The sequence below is a fragment of the Pseudoalteromonas sp. SANK 73390 genome, assembly GCF_054966645.1.
This window is the reverse complement of the sequence record NZ_ARPN01000055.1, coordinates 134,109-151,380: the sequence shown is the minus strand read 5'-3', so window position 1 is coordinate 151,380 and position 17,272 is coordinate 134,109. Positions and strand designations below refer to the sequence as shown.

At 42.2% G+C, this 17,272-nt stretch carries 15 protein-coding genes; 3 read left to right on the top strand and 12 right to left on the bottom strand.

The window, feature by feature from the left end; translation table 11 throughout:
• Nucleotides 1–105: 105 nt before the first annotated feature.
• From argH to argC, 5 genes are read right to left on the bottom strand one after another with little or no spacing between them, the layout of a single operon-like run.
• Nucleotides 106–1,971 carry an argininosuccinate lyase gene (gene argH, locus SANK73390_RS08325; protein ID WP_462765350.1) on the bottom strand — a complete coding sequence of 622 codons (1,866 nt, stop codon included), beginning with the start codon at nucleotides 1,969–1,971 and terminating at the stop codon, nucleotides 106–108.
• Between the two features lie 23 nt (nucleotides 1,972–1,994).
• Entirely contained in the window at nucleotides 1,995–3,200 is a 1,206-nt protein-coding gene (locus SANK73390_RS08320; RefSeq protein WP_462765348.1) for an argininosuccinate synthase, read from the bottom strand.
• Between the two features lie 13 nt (nucleotides 3,201–3,213).
• The gene (locus SANK73390_RS08315) at nucleotides 3,214–4,134 is read right to left on the bottom strand and encodes an ornithine carbamoyltransferase (protein WP_462765346.1); all 921 of its coding nucleotides are present in this window, start codon (nucleotides 4,132–4,134) and stop codon (nucleotides 3,214–3,216) included.
• Between the two features lie 9 nt (nucleotides 4,135–4,143).
• Entirely contained in the window at nucleotides 4,144–4,923 is a 780-nt protein-coding gene (argB, locus tag SANK73390_RS08310) for an acetylglutamate kinase (RefSeq protein ID WP_462765344.1), read from the bottom strand.
• Entirely contained in the window at nucleotides 4,914–5,939 is a 1,026-nt protein-coding gene (gene argC, locus SANK73390_RS08305) for an N-acetyl-gamma-glutamyl-phosphate reductase (RefSeq protein ID WP_462765434.1), read from the bottom strand. Before argC ends, argB begins: the two co-directional genes overlap by 10 nt.
• 184 nt (nucleotides 5,940–6,123) lie before the next feature.
• Here argC and argE point away from each other — a divergent pair, with 184 nt between their 5' ends.
• On the top strand, nucleotides 6,124–7,287 hold the full coding sequence (argE, locus tag SANK73390_RS08300; protein ID WP_462765342.1) for an acetylornithine deacetylase: 1,164 nt from the start codon (nucleotides 6,124–6,126) through the stop codon (nucleotides 7,285–7,287).
• Nucleotides 7,288–7,358: 71 nt separating this feature from the next.
• Here the strand turns inward: argE and SANK73390_RS08295 are convergent, their stop codons facing one another.
• Nucleotides 7,359–9,785 carry a zinc-dependent metalloprotease gene (locus SANK73390_RS08295; protein WP_462765340.1) on the bottom strand — a complete coding sequence of 809 codons (2,427 nt, stop codon included), beginning with the start codon at nucleotides 9,783–9,785 and terminating at the stop codon, nucleotides 7,359–7,361.
• 157 nt (nucleotides 9,786–9,942) lie between these two features.
• On the opposite strand from SANK73390_RS08295, the gene SANK73390_RS08290 reads away from it, so the two are divergent.
• Nucleotides 9,943–10,911 (top strand): class 1 fructose-bisphosphatase, encoded by a 969-nt coding sequence (locus SANK73390_RS08290; RefSeq protein WP_462765338.1) that lies wholly within the window; start codon nucleotides 9,943–9,945, stop codon nucleotides 10,909–10,911.
• A gap of 32 nt (nucleotides 10,912–10,943) precedes the next feature.
• Here the strand turns inward: SANK73390_RS08290 and SANK73390_RS08285 are convergent, their stop codons facing one another.
• The 5 genes from SANK73390_RS08285 to SANK73390_RS08265 form a co-directional block, all read right to left on the bottom strand.
• Complete coding sequence (locus SANK73390_RS08285) at nucleotides 10,944–13,631, bottom strand: NACHT domain-containing protein (protein WP_462765336.1); 2,688 nt, start codon at nucleotides 13,629–13,631, stop codon at nucleotides 10,944–10,946.
• An 8-nt stretch (nucleotides 13,632–13,639) separates the two neighbouring features.
• Nucleotides 13,640–14,668, bottom strand: coding sequence for a P-loop NTPase fold protein (locus tag SANK73390_RS08280; RefSeq protein WP_462765432.1), 1,029 nt, complete (start codon nucleotides 14,666–14,668; stop codon nucleotides 13,640–13,642).
• Entirely contained in the window at nucleotides 14,628–15,077 is a 450-nt protein-coding gene (locus SANK73390_RS08275) for a P-loop NTPase fold protein (RefSeq protein WP_462765334.1), read from the bottom strand. The genes SANK73390_RS08280 and SANK73390_RS08275 overlap by 41 nt, the downstream gene beginning before the upstream one ends.
• A 98-nt stretch (nucleotides 15,078–15,175) precedes the next feature.
• Nucleotides 15,176–15,655 (bottom strand): hypothetical protein, encoded by a 480-nt coding sequence (locus tag SANK73390_RS08270; RefSeq protein WP_462765332.1) that lies wholly within the window; start codon nucleotides 15,653–15,655, stop codon nucleotides 15,176–15,178.
• A gap of 10 nt (nucleotides 15,656–15,665) precedes the next feature.
• On the bottom strand, nucleotides 15,666–16,025 hold the full coding sequence (locus tag SANK73390_RS08265) for a hypothetical protein (RefSeq protein ID WP_462765331.1): 360 nt from the start codon (nucleotides 16,023–16,025) through the stop codon (nucleotides 15,666–15,668).
• A 135-nt stretch (nucleotides 16,026–16,160) separates the two neighbouring features.
• On the opposite strand from SANK73390_RS08265, the gene SANK73390_RS08260 reads away from it, so the two are divergent.
• A complete protein-coding gene (locus SANK73390_RS08260) occupies nucleotides 16,161–16,367 on the top strand; it encodes a DUF5522 domain-containing protein (protein WP_462765329.1) in 207 nt (68 codons plus the stop codon).
• Here the strand turns inward: SANK73390_RS08260 and SANK73390_RS08255 are convergent.
• Nucleotides 16,360–17,190, bottom strand: coding sequence for a sulfurtransferase (locus tag SANK73390_RS08255; protein WP_462765327.1), 831 nt, complete (start codon nucleotides 17,188–17,190; stop codon nucleotides 16,360–16,362). The two genes, SANK73390_RS08260 and SANK73390_RS08255, sit on opposite strands and share 8 nt — an antisense overlap.
• Between the last annotated feature and the right edge of the window lie 82 nt (nucleotides 17,191–17,272).

The following is a 17,272-nucleotide window of genomic DNA, read 5'->3' as shown; positions in this document are numbered from 1 at the left end:
TGACACATTAATTGCTAGGTTGGATAGACAATTAAACGGGTTAAATAACAAAAATAAAAAAGGCGCTTGGGATCAGCCAAGCGCCTTTTGTCGTCTTCAGGGAGTTTAGGCAACAAATTGACACGGGATCACCGTACTTTTTGCCGCCTTTAATATGAACTCCATTGCCACTTCATCGCAGTTTTCTTTTCGCAAACACAGTTCGCAATCTTTCATTACTTTTTCAGGTAAAGTATCTTTGGTGCAATAGCTAAACCCTTGCTTAGTGAAGAAGCCAGGTACGCGCGTTAACACAATAATGCGATTGAGAGCCAACTTACGCGCTTTTACTAATAAATGCTCAACCAATTGCATACCTTGGCCTTTAACTGGTGCTTGAGGGTCAACACCTAATGAACGAATTTCCGCAAGCCCTGTGTCGTAAATATATAAAGAGGCGCAGCCTGTTACCTTGCCATTTACCTCAGTGACTGCAAACTCATTAATGGAGTGGATCATGTCACTTTTGGCACGCGGCAAGTTTTCGCCCACTTTAGCCCAGTGCTGAATGAGCTCTGCAATTGCGCCTACATCATCAAGTGTTGCGTCTCTGACTAAGATTTGCTGTTTTTTTTTCGCTACTCGCACTGCGCTTTCAACTTGGGTTACTGATGTTCCACCTAATGCCTGACGTGCAGCAATACCCGCGTCAAGTTCAAGTACGGGATAAACCCCTTCATCAATCACATCACACACTTCTTGGAATGTCTCCAAGCTTAATTCTTCAAGGCTTTTACCTTGTGCAATAGCGATTTGTACTAATTGACCAACGATATGATGCCCTTCTCGAAACGGGATCCCCTTTGCCACTAAATAATCGGCAAGTTCAGTGGCATTGGCATGCCCTCCTTTTGCCGCCTCGCGGGTTTTTTCACCATTGACCTTTATACCTGCAATACATGCTTGTGCCATATGAATACAAGCAAGCCATGTTGGCATAGCATCAAAAAGCCCTTCTTTATCTTCTTGCATGTCTTTGTTATAAGCCAGTGGCAATGCTTTTAACGTCATCATCATGGCGCTAAATGCCCCAAATACTCGCCCCGTTTTACCGCGAATAAGCTCTAATGCATCTGGGTTTTTCTTTTGCGGCATTAAAGACGAACCTGATGTGACATTATCCGCCAACTCAATAAAACCCGCTTCACCTGAGTTGTAAAAAATAAGGTCTTCAGCAAAACGAGATAAATGCATCATAGAGATGCTGGCACAACTGAGCAGTTCAACCACAAAGTCTCTATCAGATACTGCGTCTAAGCTGTTACGACACGCATGCCTAAACCCTAAATTTGTCGCCAATGTTTCTCTATCAATGGGGTATGCGGTGCCAGCCAAAGCGCCGCTGCCAAGCGGGCACACATTTAAGCGCATCAGCGCATCTTGCAAGCGTGACTCATCACGCTCCAGCATTTCTACATAAGCCATACACCAATGACTGAACAACACAGGTTGCGCACGCTGTAAATGCGTGTAGCCTGGCAAAATAGTGCCAAGTTCACGCTCTGCTAGATCAACAAAAGCAGATTTAAGCCCACCTAAAGCCGCTAGCAGTTGCTCTGCGCTTTGGCGGCTCCACAATCTAAAATCGGTCGCAACTTGGTCATTTCGACTACGTCCTGTGTGAAGTTTTTTAGCTAAATCACCTACTTGCTCTATCAGCTTTGCTTCAACATAAGAGTGAATATCCTCATACCCAGCATTTGCTACTACGCTTAAATCTTGTTGAACTTGCTCAAGTAACGCGTTTAAAGCACTCACTAAGTCTTGATGCTCTTGCTCGCTAAGCACTTTGACTTGCGCCAAAGCACCCGCCCAAGCAATAGATCCGACGATATCTTGCTCTGCCAATTGGTAGTCAAATGGCAAAGAGTCATTAAACTGTTTAAATGCTGCATTTGGACCTGATGAAAAACGCCCGCCCCATAACGCCATAATATTTCTCCTAACGCGTTAAATTACGAGTTTTTATTTAATGCTGCTATACGACTAGACAGCGAAAATAAACGAATAAAGCCTTCGGCATGAGATTGGTCATACACATCATCTTCGCCAAAGGTGGCAAAGTCTTCGCTGTATAAACTGTTGACTGATTGCTTTTGTACCGCGCTTACTTGGCCTTTGTAGAGCTTTAATATTACTTCGCCAGTGGCCAATTCTGATAACGCCTCTGCACCGGCTAAAATTGAATCTTTAAGTGGTGTAAACCAACGCCCGTCATATACCAAATGGGCAAATTCGCCACCGAGTGTCTCTTTCCACTTTCGACTCGATTTATCAAGTACTAATTCGTCGATCGCTTGCAAAGCCGCCATAATAACCGTCCCACCAGGGGTTTCGTAGCAACCGCGAGATTTCATGCCAACCAAGCGGTTTTCAACAATATCAACACGTCCTACGCCATGTGCTGCAGCAATTTGATTAAGTTGCACTAAACATTGATAAGGGCTATAACGCTCGCCGTTAACAGCTACGACTTGTCCTTTTTCTACTACCACACTCACAAACTCCGGTTTATCCGGTGCTTGCTCTGGCGCGACTGTCATTGTCCAAACTTGCTCACTCGGTTGATTCCAAGGGTTTTCAAGCTCCCCGCCTTCATGAGAGATATGCCAAGCATTAGCGTCGCGACTATAAATTTTTGTAGCTGAAGCTGAACAAGGAATATTGCGCTCAGCTAAATAATCTAATAGCGACTCACGGCTCGACAAGTCCCACTCTCGCCATGGTGCTATTACTTTAAGATCAGGAGCTAGTGCAGCAAAGCATGCCTCAAAACGTACTTGGTCATTACCTTTGCCTGTACAACCATGCGAAAGGGCATCTGCGCCCACTTTTCGTGCCACTTCAACCTGCGCTTTAGCAATAATTGGTCGTGCCATAGATGTGCCAAGTAAATAAGTGCCCTCATAAATAGCCCCAGTTTTTAGCGTAGGGTAAATGTAGTCGCTTACCATCTGTTCTTTCAAATCAATAACATGGCACTCAGAAGCCCCTGAAGCGATGGCTTTTTCTTCAACGCCAACAAGCTCCTCTTCACCTTGGCCCACGTCCGCTACAAAGGCAATCACTTCGCAACCATAGTTTTCTTTTAACCAAGGTACAATTGCCGACGTATCTAAACCTCCAGAATAGGCCAATACAATTTTTTTTATTTCGCTCATTTGTTTTACATCCTTACACGTAATTTGGATTTAACAGAGAAACCAGCAAGGCATTCTGGGCATGCATGCGGTTTTGTGCTTGTTGAATAATTTTCGCGCTTTTGCCATCCATCACCTGTGAAGTGATCTCATATTCACGGTGTGCGGGTTGGCAATGCAACACCGTACTAGCTCCTGTTTTTTCCAGCAGAGCTTGATTAATTTGATATGGCATAAAGGTTTGTTTAACTTGTTCAAGTGGTACATCATTACCCATCGATACCCAAGTATCTGCGTAAAGAGCATTAACGCCAACCGCGGCCTCAACGCGATCACTTATCAATACCGAAGCACCATTAGCGGCCGCTATTTGTTCCGCTTGCTTTACAATTTGCGCATCTGGCGAGTGACCCTTAGGACATACAGCAACAAAATCTGTCCCAAGTGTTGCAGCAAGCAACATTAAAGAATGAGTCACGTTATTACCCTCTCCCAAATAAGCCAGTTTTAACTGGCTCACATCACCGTGAACTTCTTGCAAAGTTAAAAAATCGGCCAACGCTTGGCACGGATGATATAAGTGACACAAACTATTGACGACAGGCACTGATGCGTATTCGGCCATGGTAGTCAATGTGCAATGGCTATTTACTCGCGCAACAATGCCATCAGCCCAAGTAGAAATATTTAGTGCAAAGTCTTGCACTGATTCTCGGCTGCCCATCGCGCCATTTTGTTGGTCTAAGTAAACGGCATGTCCACCAAGTTTGTTGATGCCAATATCAAACGATAAACGTGTCCGTAAGCTAGGCTTCTCATAAAGCGTAACGATTGATTGCCCTGCTAATGCTTGTGCATATTCTTTTGGCTGGTTTTTAATATTTTGCGCCAAAGACAGTAGCTGTAATACTTGTGCCTGTTTTAATTCAAGGCCAGTTAAAAAATGCTGAGTCATATTTAATTCCTACGGAGTAATCTGTGTACCAACATGAGCGCCATCGACTAAAGCGCTCAAATTTTGTGGTTTTTGCCAACTTGAGATATACACGCCACGTCGTAAGTGTTGGGCTGCGCGAAGGCTGGTCTTAACTTTGACCTCCATTCCGCCCACAATGACTCCTGCTTCTATCAATGCTTCTATTTGTGCTTGGTTTAACTGATTAAGCGGTTGCTTATTGCCATCAAGCACCGCCTCTACATCTGTCATAAAAATTAATTCGCCATTGAGCTGACTGGCAATAGCTGATGCCGCTTCATCGGCATTCACATTATATAATTGACCATCGTCACCTAAACCGACTGAACTCACTAAAGGCATGTGGCCCAGCTCAAGTAGTGCGGTTAATATGCCCTTATTGTGAGGTACACACTCACCTACTTGCCCTAATGCTTTAAGTTTTTGTTTTGCCATCAAGCCCGCTTCATATAAGCAACAACCGACAGGCTTCAAACTTGCTCTTATTGCATATGCCATTAATTGCTTGTTTGCACATCCGGCCAATGCACCCGCGATATAGGGCATCTGCTCTTTAGGACTTATTCGTAAACCTTGGTGTTTTGCTGTAGCAAATCCGGCATCTGCTAGCCAACGATCAACCAGTGATCCACCGCCATGTACCAATACAAACTGATTTGATGAGCTATTGATGCTGATTTTAGCCAACTCCTTAAATAACGCACTGGCAGCATATTCGGTATCTAAAACCGCCCCACCTATTTTTATCACCCAGGTTTTCATGACCACTCTCCTTTGAGACCAAGCTCTGGCGCTAACCCATGGGCAAGGTTCATACATTGCAATGCCTGACCGGCAGCACCTTTAAGCAAATTATCAATCGCAACAACCACTATCAGTTGGCAGCCTTGCTGCTGCCAGCCAATATCTACAAATGGCTGCCCTACAACACCTTTAATTGAAGGTAACAGATCACCTTTGAGGCGAATAAGTGGTTCATCTGCCAGCACTTGATACGCTTGCGCAACCTGTTGATGAGTAACCTCTGGGTTCAGCTGTACATAAATAGTCTCTAAAATACCACGCGCAAAGTTACCTAAATGCGGTGTAAACAACACATCATGATCTAAATATTGTGTAATTTCGGGCGTATGACGATGATTGAACAAGCCATAAGGTGACAACGACACTTCACAAAAGTGCGTATTGATATTGGCTTTTCTGCCTGCGCCTGTTACACCAGACACGGCATTGATAATAATTTGTTGTTTTGATAATAAACCTGCTTGCTTAAGTGGTTTTAATGCGTTGAGCGCTGCTGTAGGGTAGCACCCAGCTACGGCAACCAATTGAGCTTGGCTGATGGCTTTAGCATTCCATTCAGCTAGGCCATATTCTGCTTGTTCCAGCCACTGCAAACAGGGGTGACTAAAACCATAATAGCGTTCGTAATCTGCATTGGTTGCTAAGCGAAAACCACCAGATAAATCAAATACTCTCTTACCCATTGCCAAAAATTTTGGTGCCAAAGTGACACTAACTTCATGATCCGTACACAAACAGACATAATCAGCTTGAGCATTTATCTCGGCAAAAGCGCTATTTGATAAGGGCAATAAAGGCGTGTCGAGCAAAACTCCATGCTCAGGATATAACTGGCTCAATAATTTGTTTTTATCCAAGCTTTGCTCTGACACGTAACAACCCGACAGGGAGAAGCTGGGGTGTTTGGCTATCAAGCTGGCAAGCTCTGCGCCGCTGTATCCGCTGGCGCCAACTATGGCTACTTTTTTAGTCGTACTCATCATTTTTTTAATTAAGCTCTCTAATTTGTATTGCGTTTTCTAGTCAAAATGAAATTAAATAGTGAATGAGTATCGTCGCATGCCAGCCATTAAATATACTTATGCTAAAAAAGTGAATTGATATTCATAGTAAACACCTTTAAATTGTTATGCAAACACTTTGAATAAATATTTTGGATTTTTTATGACGACCCCTACTTTTTTAACTATGTACCAACAGTTGATAGCCAACCCATCGGTGAGTGCGTTAGACAGCACTTTAAATATGAGTAACCGCCCTGTGATAGATTTACTGGCAAGTTGGTGTGAGGCATTAGGTTTTAGCGTGGAAATCACAGAGCTTGAAGCCGCTCCTGGAAAGTTTAATTTACTTGCCAAACGAGGTATAGGTCACGGTGGACTAATGCTCGCAGGTCATACTGACACAGTGCCATTTGACGACAGCCGCTGGAATTTTGATCCTTTTCAATTAAAGCAACATGACAACCGTTTATATGGCTTAGGCTCTATTGATATGAAAGGTTTTTTTGCTTTTGCGCTCGATGCAATAAAAGTTTTAGATGAACAAGCAGTTACACAAACACAACCACTACTATTGTTAGCCACAGCCGATGAAGAAACCACCATGGCAGGTGCTCAACAAATTGCCAAGCATGCTGATTTAAAACCAGAACGATGTATTATTGGCGAACCCACAGACATGACCCCCGTTTATACTCACAAAGGCCATATGAGTAGTGCTATTAGAGTCATTGGGCGCTCTGGTCATAGCTCTGACCCTGAACGTGGTGTAAACGCCATAGAAATCATGCATACCGTGATTGCAAATTTATTACAACTGAAAGAACAGTTAAAGAATAAATATTCACTGCCTAATTTTAAAATCCCCTACCCGACATTAAACTTGGGCCATATTCATGGTGGAGATAATGCAAACCGCATTTGTGGTTGTTGCGAGCTACACATCGATTTGCGGCCACTGCCAGGGTTAAGTATCAAAGAGCTACAAATGTTATTACTTGATGCAGTAGCACCTATTAATGCGCAATATATAAATAGCGTTGAAGTGATTGACTTGCACGAGCCTATTCCTGCTTTTAGCGGTAACACAGATAACGCCTTAGTAAAACTGGCTGAGCAGGTGTCAAATAGCAAAGCGGTTGCAGTAAACTATTGTACCGAAGCACCTTTTATACAACAGCTAGGTTGCGAAACCATCATAATGGGCCCAGGTTCTATTGAGCAAGCGCACCAGCCTGATGAGTTTTTAGCAATAGAAAAAATAGCGCCAGCTCAACACATGATCCGACAAATAATCCAAAACAGTTGTTTTAACAATGTTGATTGAGAGATAGGTTTGATAGAAAGAGCAAATACGCCAAGCGATGCTTGGCGTATTATACCAATTGGCTTAAATATTTAAATCGGCGATCCCGGTGGCATTTTAAGTGCTTCAAAGCCTTTAGGCCATTCGCCACTTTCTAAGAACACATTAATTTGTCTTGCTAACTCATGACGATAAGCCGTCTCTTCGCTCACACTACTAAAGAGTGATTGCTCATCAAACTGCTTTGCTACTCGCAGCAATTGGAACCTCAGTAATGCTTGTACTTCCGGCTCAGTTTTAGGTGAACTTGCTAACTGTGCCATACGCGCTGCGGTTAAATATTGCACGCGTTGAGTTAGCTTTTGCGCCATCGTGCTGTTAGCTTGCGCATCAAATACTTTGCCATACAGCGCATTTAAGGTCTGCGCTAAACTTAAATATTGGCTGCTACGTGCATGTTGTTGTGATAGGCGATTCAAACGCTCCGCATTTAAAAGCAAACCTAAACTATGGTTAACTGCAACCTCTGGTAATGCCATTGCATCAAGCACAAGCCCTGTTCTACCGTAAATACTTTCGCGGGTTTTTTGCTCGCCATATGCTTTGGGTGGAATAAGCGCTAATACGCTTTCAGGTATACGTAATTGTGTTGCATCTAGCGTTTGCAGCATTGCTTCTAAGGCTTGTAACTGAGTCGCTTTGTCGACTATCTTAGCGCCCTTAATCGTCTGCTCACCACGTACTTCATAGTCATAATCCACGCCACCTATAAGCTTAACCGCCGATTCCACTTGATAACGATGGAATAAATACAAAGGTACAAGTTTTTCTTCTAGCTGTGACAATGCCACACCTGCTTTGATGTTATTAATACCAAAGCTATTAAGTGCTTGCTGGCGCACTTCTAACACACGAAGCAATTCTGCTGATGGGTTTTCACCGTTATCCCATAAATGGGCCGTTGGATGCGCGCCACCTTTTGCTCTAGCGTCACTGTCAGAGATAAACTCTAAGCCAAGGGCGCGATTTTCATCCAAAATATCAGCTAATGCTTGGGCTTCATCGCTATTACCAAAGTCACTATAGCCATATTTAACGACCTGTGTATCCCACTGTCCCATACCTTTTGCGTAACCTTGAGTAATATCTAATTTGCCATTGTTATCAAAGGCAACCAGTGGGTGTGGATAATCCATTACTGACGCTCTGTCTTTAATCGAACCTGAAAAATTGTGTGCAATACCCAATGTATGACCAATCTCATGAGCACTTAGCTGACGAATACGGTCCAAGGCCATCTCGTGCAGACGCGTGACGGCTTCATCACCTTTTATAAATGGTGCAGCTAACGCTTCAGCGATTAAGATATCTTGACGAACTCGAAGCGATCCTAAAGTCACATGACCTTTAATTATTTCACCCGTTCGAGGGTCAATCACTGACGCACCATATGACCAACCACGCGTTGCACGATGTACCCATTGGATCACGTTATAGCGAATATCCATTGGGTCAGCACTCTCTGGCAGTATCTTTATTTGAAAAGCGTTTTTATAGCCCGCTACCGCAAAAGCATCATCCCACCATTTGCCACCTTCTAATAAAGCGGTTTTAACAGGCTCTGGTACTCCTGGGTCGAGGTAATAAACAATAGGTTCAACTGGTTCACTCACTGATGCTGTAGGGTCTTTTTTGGCTAAACGATGACGTGGGATATAACGTACCAACATCGATTCCCCCAAAGGGGCTGAGTAATCTTTATGCTCAATGCTCCAATAACCCGATTGAGGGTGGAACTTGCGGGGTTGATAGTTGTCATCAGGCAGTTTTACTAATGAGTGGTGTTGATGCACGGTAATGGCATAAGGGTCAGCGCTGGCTTGGCGTACATACTCACCGGGTTTTGAGCCTGTAAATGTAAGCACAGCTTCAAGTTCGGTATTGTGTACAAACGCTTTGCTGCGCTCCATAAATACCGCGCTACGCGATTTATCTAAACTAAAACTGCCCTGCTCTCGCTGCGCTAAAGTACGGCTCACAGCATGTACATCCGATAATAAATAAGGTGTGTAGTCTATTAAAACACTATCCGTATCTTCGGCAACAACACTAAAACCTTGTAAAATGCTAGACGCAAATGCCTCATTAACACTTTGTTGTTCAGCAGGATTAGAAGAACTTGCACGGTAATAACTATTAAGTGCACGTAACATCACTTTGTCTCCAAAGCGCTCAAACTGAACTAGATACGTACCACCTAATTGGCCCCTATCTAACCCTATATCGTTAGAGCCTACCCCGTAAGGTAAACTATGCTGAAGCAAGAATGGCTGCTTAAGTTTATCAACATCTAGGTAGATTTTGCCGCTGCTGGTATCGGCATAAAAAGAGTAATATCCCGGAAAACGATTTAACTTATCAGTAAACTCGTCAATGGGCTTAATTGCTGCGACTGCTTGAGTTATCATAGCGCCTAGCAAAGTACAAAATATGAAAGATAGCTTGCCTATTTTTCGCATGATCTTACCTTGTTATTAGTGGTTTTAATGGTTGATTTAAATCCAGTATATAAAATTGTATACAAAGTTCAGCCTTTTAAGACGAAATTAATTGCGGTTCATGGCTTCCTCTCACATCATTAAAGCTATGAGCACAACGTTATCAGGATAAAAAACTATGCGTAGACTCCCTCCAGTAATGATTGAAGACGGTTGTTCAAGAGAGTTACTCTCTCTTATCCGTACTATTTTAGCGGCCTGTAAAGAGATTTCATTCCGTGTTGGTCAGGGCGCTTTATCTGGCGTACTCGGTTCAACGCTTGATGAAAACATTCAAGGTGAAACGCAAAAAAAATTAGATGTACTGTCTAATCAGCTACTAAAAGACATTTTACTTGAGTCTGGTTACGTTAAAGCTATTGCATCAGAAGAAGAAGATTTTACCGTTGCAGGAAACCCTGATGCCGACTATATCGTCGCATTTGACCCACTAGATGGCTCATCAAACACCGATATAAACTCGCTTGTTGGTACTATCTTCTCAATCATGAAAGCACCAAAAGACTCAGACCCTGCTGATCAAACTATTTTCATGCAACCAGGCCACCAGCAAGTTGCCGCAGGTTATGTGCTTTATGGTCCGTGTACTACGTTAGCACTAAGTATTGGTAAAGGCACTCGTATTTTCACGTTGGATAAAACCCATGGCAGCTTCATGCTCACCGAAGACTTTGCAAAAATTCCTGAAGATACCAAAGAGTTTGCAATAAACGCCTCTAACCAGCGTCATTGGCAACCACAAATGCAGAACTACGTAAACGATTTACTCGCAGGCGAAGCAGGCCCTCGTGGTAAAAACTTCAATATGCGTTGGATAGCGGCCATGGTTGGTGATGTGCATCGCGTATTGTGCCGAGGTGGGTTATTTACTTATCCAGCCGATAGCAAAGATCCTAACAAACCATTTAAGCTACGTTTATTATACGAAGCCAACCCCATGGCCATGCTTGTTGAGCAAGCGGGTGGTATTGCTCACACGGGTGAAGAGCGCATTTTGGATATTGACCCGCAAGAAATTCACCAGCGTGTGCCAGTGATCTTAGGCTCTAAAAACGAAGTTGAAGCTTGTTTGGGGTATCATAAGTAATTTTTGATAAACAGTGAGTAACGCTGCCAGCGTTACTCACCTGAGTTCCCTGCATGTTCAAGCTGCACTTCTACTCCTTTTTGCTCCAATTTAGTAACTAACTCTTCTGGTAACCTAGTGTCTTCTGAAGAATAATAGCAGTCAACTTTCTTTAGATCTTTCAGCTGTAAGAACTCATCCCAACCTTGAGCTGACTGAAAATCACACTCCGCAAAAGCCAGTGCTTCTAATCTTGGAAAATTCGCTAAGAAGCCCCAGTCTGCTATTCCACAATCAGTAAGCCCTAGAACTTTAAGATTGCAATTGCTGGTGTTTTCTAGGTCACTAATCTCGTTGACATCACTTAATACACAACATCGTATAGAACTGATATTACTTAAAGAGTTAACTGACTTCAGTGATGGTTTATGTAGAGTAAGAAGTTTTAAGTTAGGAGGAAGCACAAGCGTTTCCAAACTGTCAATTTCTGGATAGATAATCTTTAAATACTCTAAATCGCTGAAGTTAGAAAAGTTAGGAAACGAAACCAGCCTAGAATAAAGATCCAAACTCTTTATTTTCAATGTTGACAATTGTTCTACTTGATCATAGTCATCAACTCCATAAATAAACAGTTTCAGCTCTTCTAATGAGTCTATCTTAGATAAAAAAGCTAAATCATAAAAGCCGAAACAGACTAAAGAACTAAAGCCTTTGAGCAAACATACCATCCGCTCAGCGTTTTCTGAGACTCTCCAGACAATATCTAAAGCATCAGTACCTAGCAGAAAAGGATTACATGCTCCGCTTACTGACAATAAAGCAATCTGGTTTTCAATAGCCTCTAACAACTTATCAGATAATTTTACAGCCACATTGGTAATGATTTTAGCCTCTAGGCCGACTCGAGTTTCAGAATAAACCTCTTGCCCTGGAAATAGCGTCTTATAAATTTTATCTGCTTGCTTTCTACTTTTACCTTGTGCCGCAAATTCCTCAAAAACCAATTGCCATATTTCTTCCCAACTGGCTTGATTAGTGGACTCAATTAAACTGTCAAAAACATCTAGCTCATCTTTGAGCTCCGCATAGTGCACACTGATATAATAAGCACAAAAATACTCTTGAAAGGATAAATGACTAAAGCCAAATAACTCTTCATTACCTCCCGTACCCTTAGGAATAAAAAAGCCCGTACGACACTGCAGATACTCAATAAGCTGTTCACTGTATTTATCTACCTCTTCAACATCGAGAATCTCAGTAAGCTGTAAGTCTAAAAACAGCTTTAACTGACTGCGTGAAATGTTATGGATAGGCGGATCACTCACTATAGGCAGGTATTCGCGTAAATTTTCTAGCTTATCGTCAGTTAACTTATTTAGAGGCTCGCAAGGCAATTTTAACTCCCCTGCATGCATACAATAAGCAAGCTTACCTAACCAATTACGTATATCTTGATAATCAAAGTCACTATCAGGTTTAAACTTTAGCTTACGTGCTTTATCCATCGACTCTAAGTAAGTGCCCACAATACGGCGGTAAAGTTCTGCACGACCATGAGGTAAGCTGCCCCGTCGCCATTGGATAAAACTAATTAGGTTCAGCAGTACTGGAATACGCGATAACGTATCAAGTTGAGCAAGGTCTTGGTTAATTTCGGTGATGTTTTCAACAAACTCTGCACGTTGTTCTTTATTAGGGGGGAGATACTGCTCTACCCAGTTTTTAGCAAAACGACTGCGCTGTTCAGCTAAAAATGGCATTAAATAAAAAGTGCTCGGCATGCTAGACTCGTTAAGTAAACTTGGGTCTATAAAATTTCCATTTGATATAGCTCTCATTTTTTCTGTAATGCCAAAATCTATGATGCCCTTTTTTAACTCTCCTTTTGCCAATTTCAACTCTCTAAGCTCAAACTCTTGCAGTGCTTTTTTTAGCTCGTCATCTCTTTCTTTTCTTTCCCCAAACCAAAACCGTTCATTGTCAAATCCCACTACCCGACTAGTCATCAACAAGCGGGCTGCTGGGTAGCTTGTTAATAATTGCATAATCTGTGTGGATAACCACTGGCTTTGCTTTTTGCTGATTTCGTCTAAACCGTCAACCAACAGCAGCACCTGTCCAGTTTTAAAAAGCTGTAGCAACATGTCTTTGGCTTTAGTGTCGTCTAAAATCAACGCAGCAAGTGATGCCCCTTGAGATTTTAACACAAGCTCAACAAAGGCTTCGTCTGTTATACTTTCTAATGAATTTGGTAAGTTTCGAGCGGTCAGTACCAACGGAAACAACTCTCCAAGATGCTTTTTAGCGTAGTTTTCACTCCAGTGACACAAGGAACACAGCAACCATTTAACTAATGTGCTCTTACCAACACCTGGGTCACCTAAAATAATGGTTCGAGGGTTGTCTCTAAGTACATCAGCCACATTTAATAACGCGAGTGACTCATGCTCGTCAGGTTTTGCTTCCGTTTTAACAAACTCCTCAGTACTCACTCTTTTTTTACTTAAATTCGGCAGTACGTAGAGTAGGTCAATATGTACTCGTTTTTTATCGCCATCACTGTCATCTAGCTCCAAACCTTGATTACCAAGAAAGCTTTCTTGCTTTACCACTTGCTCTAAATAACGATAAAGTGGTGTGCGGCCAAGCTCCATAAACTCAGACTGGTCCGCTTTTTGATAGTCTGGAAATTTATTAAAACGTGACATAGTTGATTTAACACCTTGTGAAGACATAAAACTGCCTAGTGAGAATTATAGTGACAGATAAGCAAATGCATAATATCACTCACTACAACTGTTTGTGTATTACAATATTTTGCAATTCCCGTTTCTTGCTCGAATAAAGCCTTTAATTTGAATACGCTAATATCACTGGGGTGTTCATACTTTGCCTGAACGCCTATTGCGATGTGATCTTTATTCAGTTCATAAAATGCAGAGCTGGTTTTGTCATAAATGTCCTCATCAGTTGCATTACAAAAGTCAAAGATATCTCTCGCGCCATCAGTGCGTTGTTCAACGCTTTCATATATGCGCCTATAACTTACCGCTAAACTCGATACAATGAGTGTGCATGCCATCAACAGCTCTTTGCGTTTTGGTATTTCTATATCTTTAAACTGCGTATAAAGCCGATTATCGTTTGTTATTTTGACTATCTTTCTTGCTTCTAGCTTGCGCAGATAATCAGCGACTCGGTTGCAGATCATTTTTAAGCGCCTAGGGTTTGCAGGTAAGCAATCATATTTGTTTAGGATGAGTTCAAGCTCATTAACTAACCCTGTATTTCTTCCATGATTCAGGTACTTTAAATGCTTTAAGAAGAACTGGGTCTTTTGTACTTGAGAAGGCATAGGAAGACGGTGGGCTTCCTGACAGAGTTTTTCTAGGTACTCTACGCCTAAATAACTATATTGACTTTTAGCTTGCTCTTTTTGCTCTGGAATTAGGTCAATAAACTGTTTTTGCAAAAAACGTTCAATCTGCTGCTGATCGATAGCCATCACCACCGTGCAGTTAGGGACATTTAAATAAAGCTTTAATCCCTCTAATAACTTGTAGGCCATTTCTGGCTCACATCGATCTAAATCGTCGATAAAAATAACCAACTTTTCTTTATTTCCGAGCAAAGCTTCAACCGCTTTAGTCAGCGCATCATTTATTTGATCTGGAGCGAGCCGAGTTAGTAAATGCTCTTTCTCATATTTCTCACCAATCCCTTTCAACTTATCAAAACCACTGGCGCCTGTTGCTTTTTTTAACCACCCCATCAATTACTGTCAAAGCTCCCAAAATAGCAACACTTGCTAATTTTCCCGCGGCATTGATAAACTTCTTATCGGTCGAAAAATGAGCCTGAATACAGTGTAGTAACGCCACTATCGGTGTTTTTTCATATTGATAACGCCACGCTTCAAACCAAATTCCAACACAACTTCCAGTTTGCATTTGTCGAGCTTGTCTTTTAGAAAACTCAACAGGCGCAACACCTGTAACCGCTTTATAAGCCCCAGCTAAACAAGAGGTTTTACCACTACCCCAGTAACCTGTGATAGCAATAGTCTTAGGGCTATCTGAGTGGACAATGTCTTTGGCAATATTCTCTACGAACTTTTCAGTACCTAAAAACTCACAGGGTTGTGCAGTAGGCTGGTCATTATGGCTATGCTTGGTGGTCACTTCAACTTCCTTGAACTTTGCAGATATATACTTTAACGATAAGCGATTAATCCTATTGTAGATTTCCCACGATGACAAGCTAGTCAAGGTAAACTGAACTAGCTCGCTTTTTTCATTACTTCCCACTGCGGCAAAGGTATTTCACGGCCAACCAACGCTGGGTTTTCAAATCCCCATTTACCCTTTAGCCAGAACATCATGGCCTGCTCTAAAACTGGCTCTAGTTCAATAAGCGCTTCATCTAACCAGTAATGCAGCTCACAGTCATAGCCTGCAACCGTGCTTGCACCAATATACACCGTGCCAATACAGTTTTTATCTTCACTATCAAACACACAAAATCCGTATGCAATATTTTCATTGAACTCATATAAATGGTGTTCCATCGCTACCGTATTATCTGCCACTGTCATATCTGGCTTAGGCCAATCGGTTTGACCGGCAAATAACTCACGAAGCCTGACTTGATTGCGCATTACCAGCTCATAATCAAGCACACTAAATTTGGGATGCATAATATGCAATGTAAAATACTTATCTTGGTAATCGTGATGAACCGTTTTAGGCGTAAGAGGCATATTATTTTCCTTATTTTTTAAGTAATGTCAGTAGCTGAGACACTTTTTCATGGCTTATTTCACCCATTTGCTCTGGGTTTGCGAGGGCATATAACACCCCTTCAACGCAACTATGATCAATATCACCACGCATCTCCAGTAAACTGGCCCACAATTCAAGCTCTTCAATATCAACACGCCCTTGCTGAACTTGCTCTAATGCAGCAATAATATCAGAGCTACTAAGCGTATAAATAACCGTTGCTTGGGGATAGCGTGTAAGTTCTCCGTAAAGCTGCTGATAGCCAGAAGCCAAGCGTACAATTGTTTTTAAATCTTGATAATGGCCTGTGTTATTATTCTCGTTACTATTCACGTTGTTATTCATCATGCAGGTAAAGTAATGCCTTGTTCTAATTGTGGCCAATCGTTTAATTGTGAAGCCAATACAAACTGTTGGTGTATGTCGCTGCCCAATATTTTACCCTTATCTGAGACTCATGGCTGCCTTTGCCGCAGCTGTTTGGTGAAAGAAATACGTAGATATATCGAAAGCTTAAGCACACACTCCATTGCTGAACAACGCACTTTAGCTCGCCCTTTTAAACACTCTGGTGTTGTTGAGGGTTTAGATTATGATATCGAAAACGGCCTGTTGGTAATGAGTCGTTGGGCACACCTAAAGCGTGGTCGTTGCTGTGGCAATGGTTGTCGCCACTGCCCATTTAATTAGCACCGATTTCAACAGGTAAGTTACTCGGTTGCCCCCATTCGCTCCAAGAACCATCATAAACGCTTAACTGTGCATAACCACACTCATCAGCAGCCATAGCTAAAATACAAGCTGTTACACCGGAGCCGCAACTAAATTGCAATGCTTGGTTGGTGATACCACACTCTGTAAAAAGAGTTTGCAGTGCATCGACTGATTTTACTAATCCTTGCTCATTTAATATTTGCTGATATGGCAAGTTTTTACTATTTGGAATATGACCGCTGCGCATATTACATCGCGGTTCAGGGTCTTCGCCACTAAAGCGTTTAGCCGACCTTGCATCTAACAAACATGTCGACTTATCGTTAATGCTTTGCAGTACTTGTTGACTATCAATAAAATAATTGGGTTGCTCTTTAGCGACAAAATTACCAACTTGCGCAGTAATGGCATAACTAGGTGCTGTTGGTAACCCAAGCGCTAGCCAATGCGGCAAACCACCATCAAGCACATAAACCTGTTCAAAGCCCATGCTTTTAAGCATCCACCAAGCACGCGGTGCACTAAATAAGCTCATATCATCATAAACAACCACAGTGTCATGCAGATTTATGCCCAATTGACGCATAGCAGCCTGAAACTGTGCACTATCACACATCATGTTCGGCAAACTTACTTTTGGGTTAGTTAATGCGCCACTGATATCAAAACGCTTTGCCCCTGCAATAATAGCTATTGGTGAATAAGGCTTGTTTACGCCCGGCTTTACTATTCCTGCATCCAAAACATGCACCTTATTTAGGTGCTGAGCAAGCCACTGACAGCTTTTCAGATTTTTCACTTTACCTCCTTTGTTACTGATAACAGGTGAAATAATACTTAGTCTCACGTTATACTACTGCCATCCTAAGGTGAAAGACAGC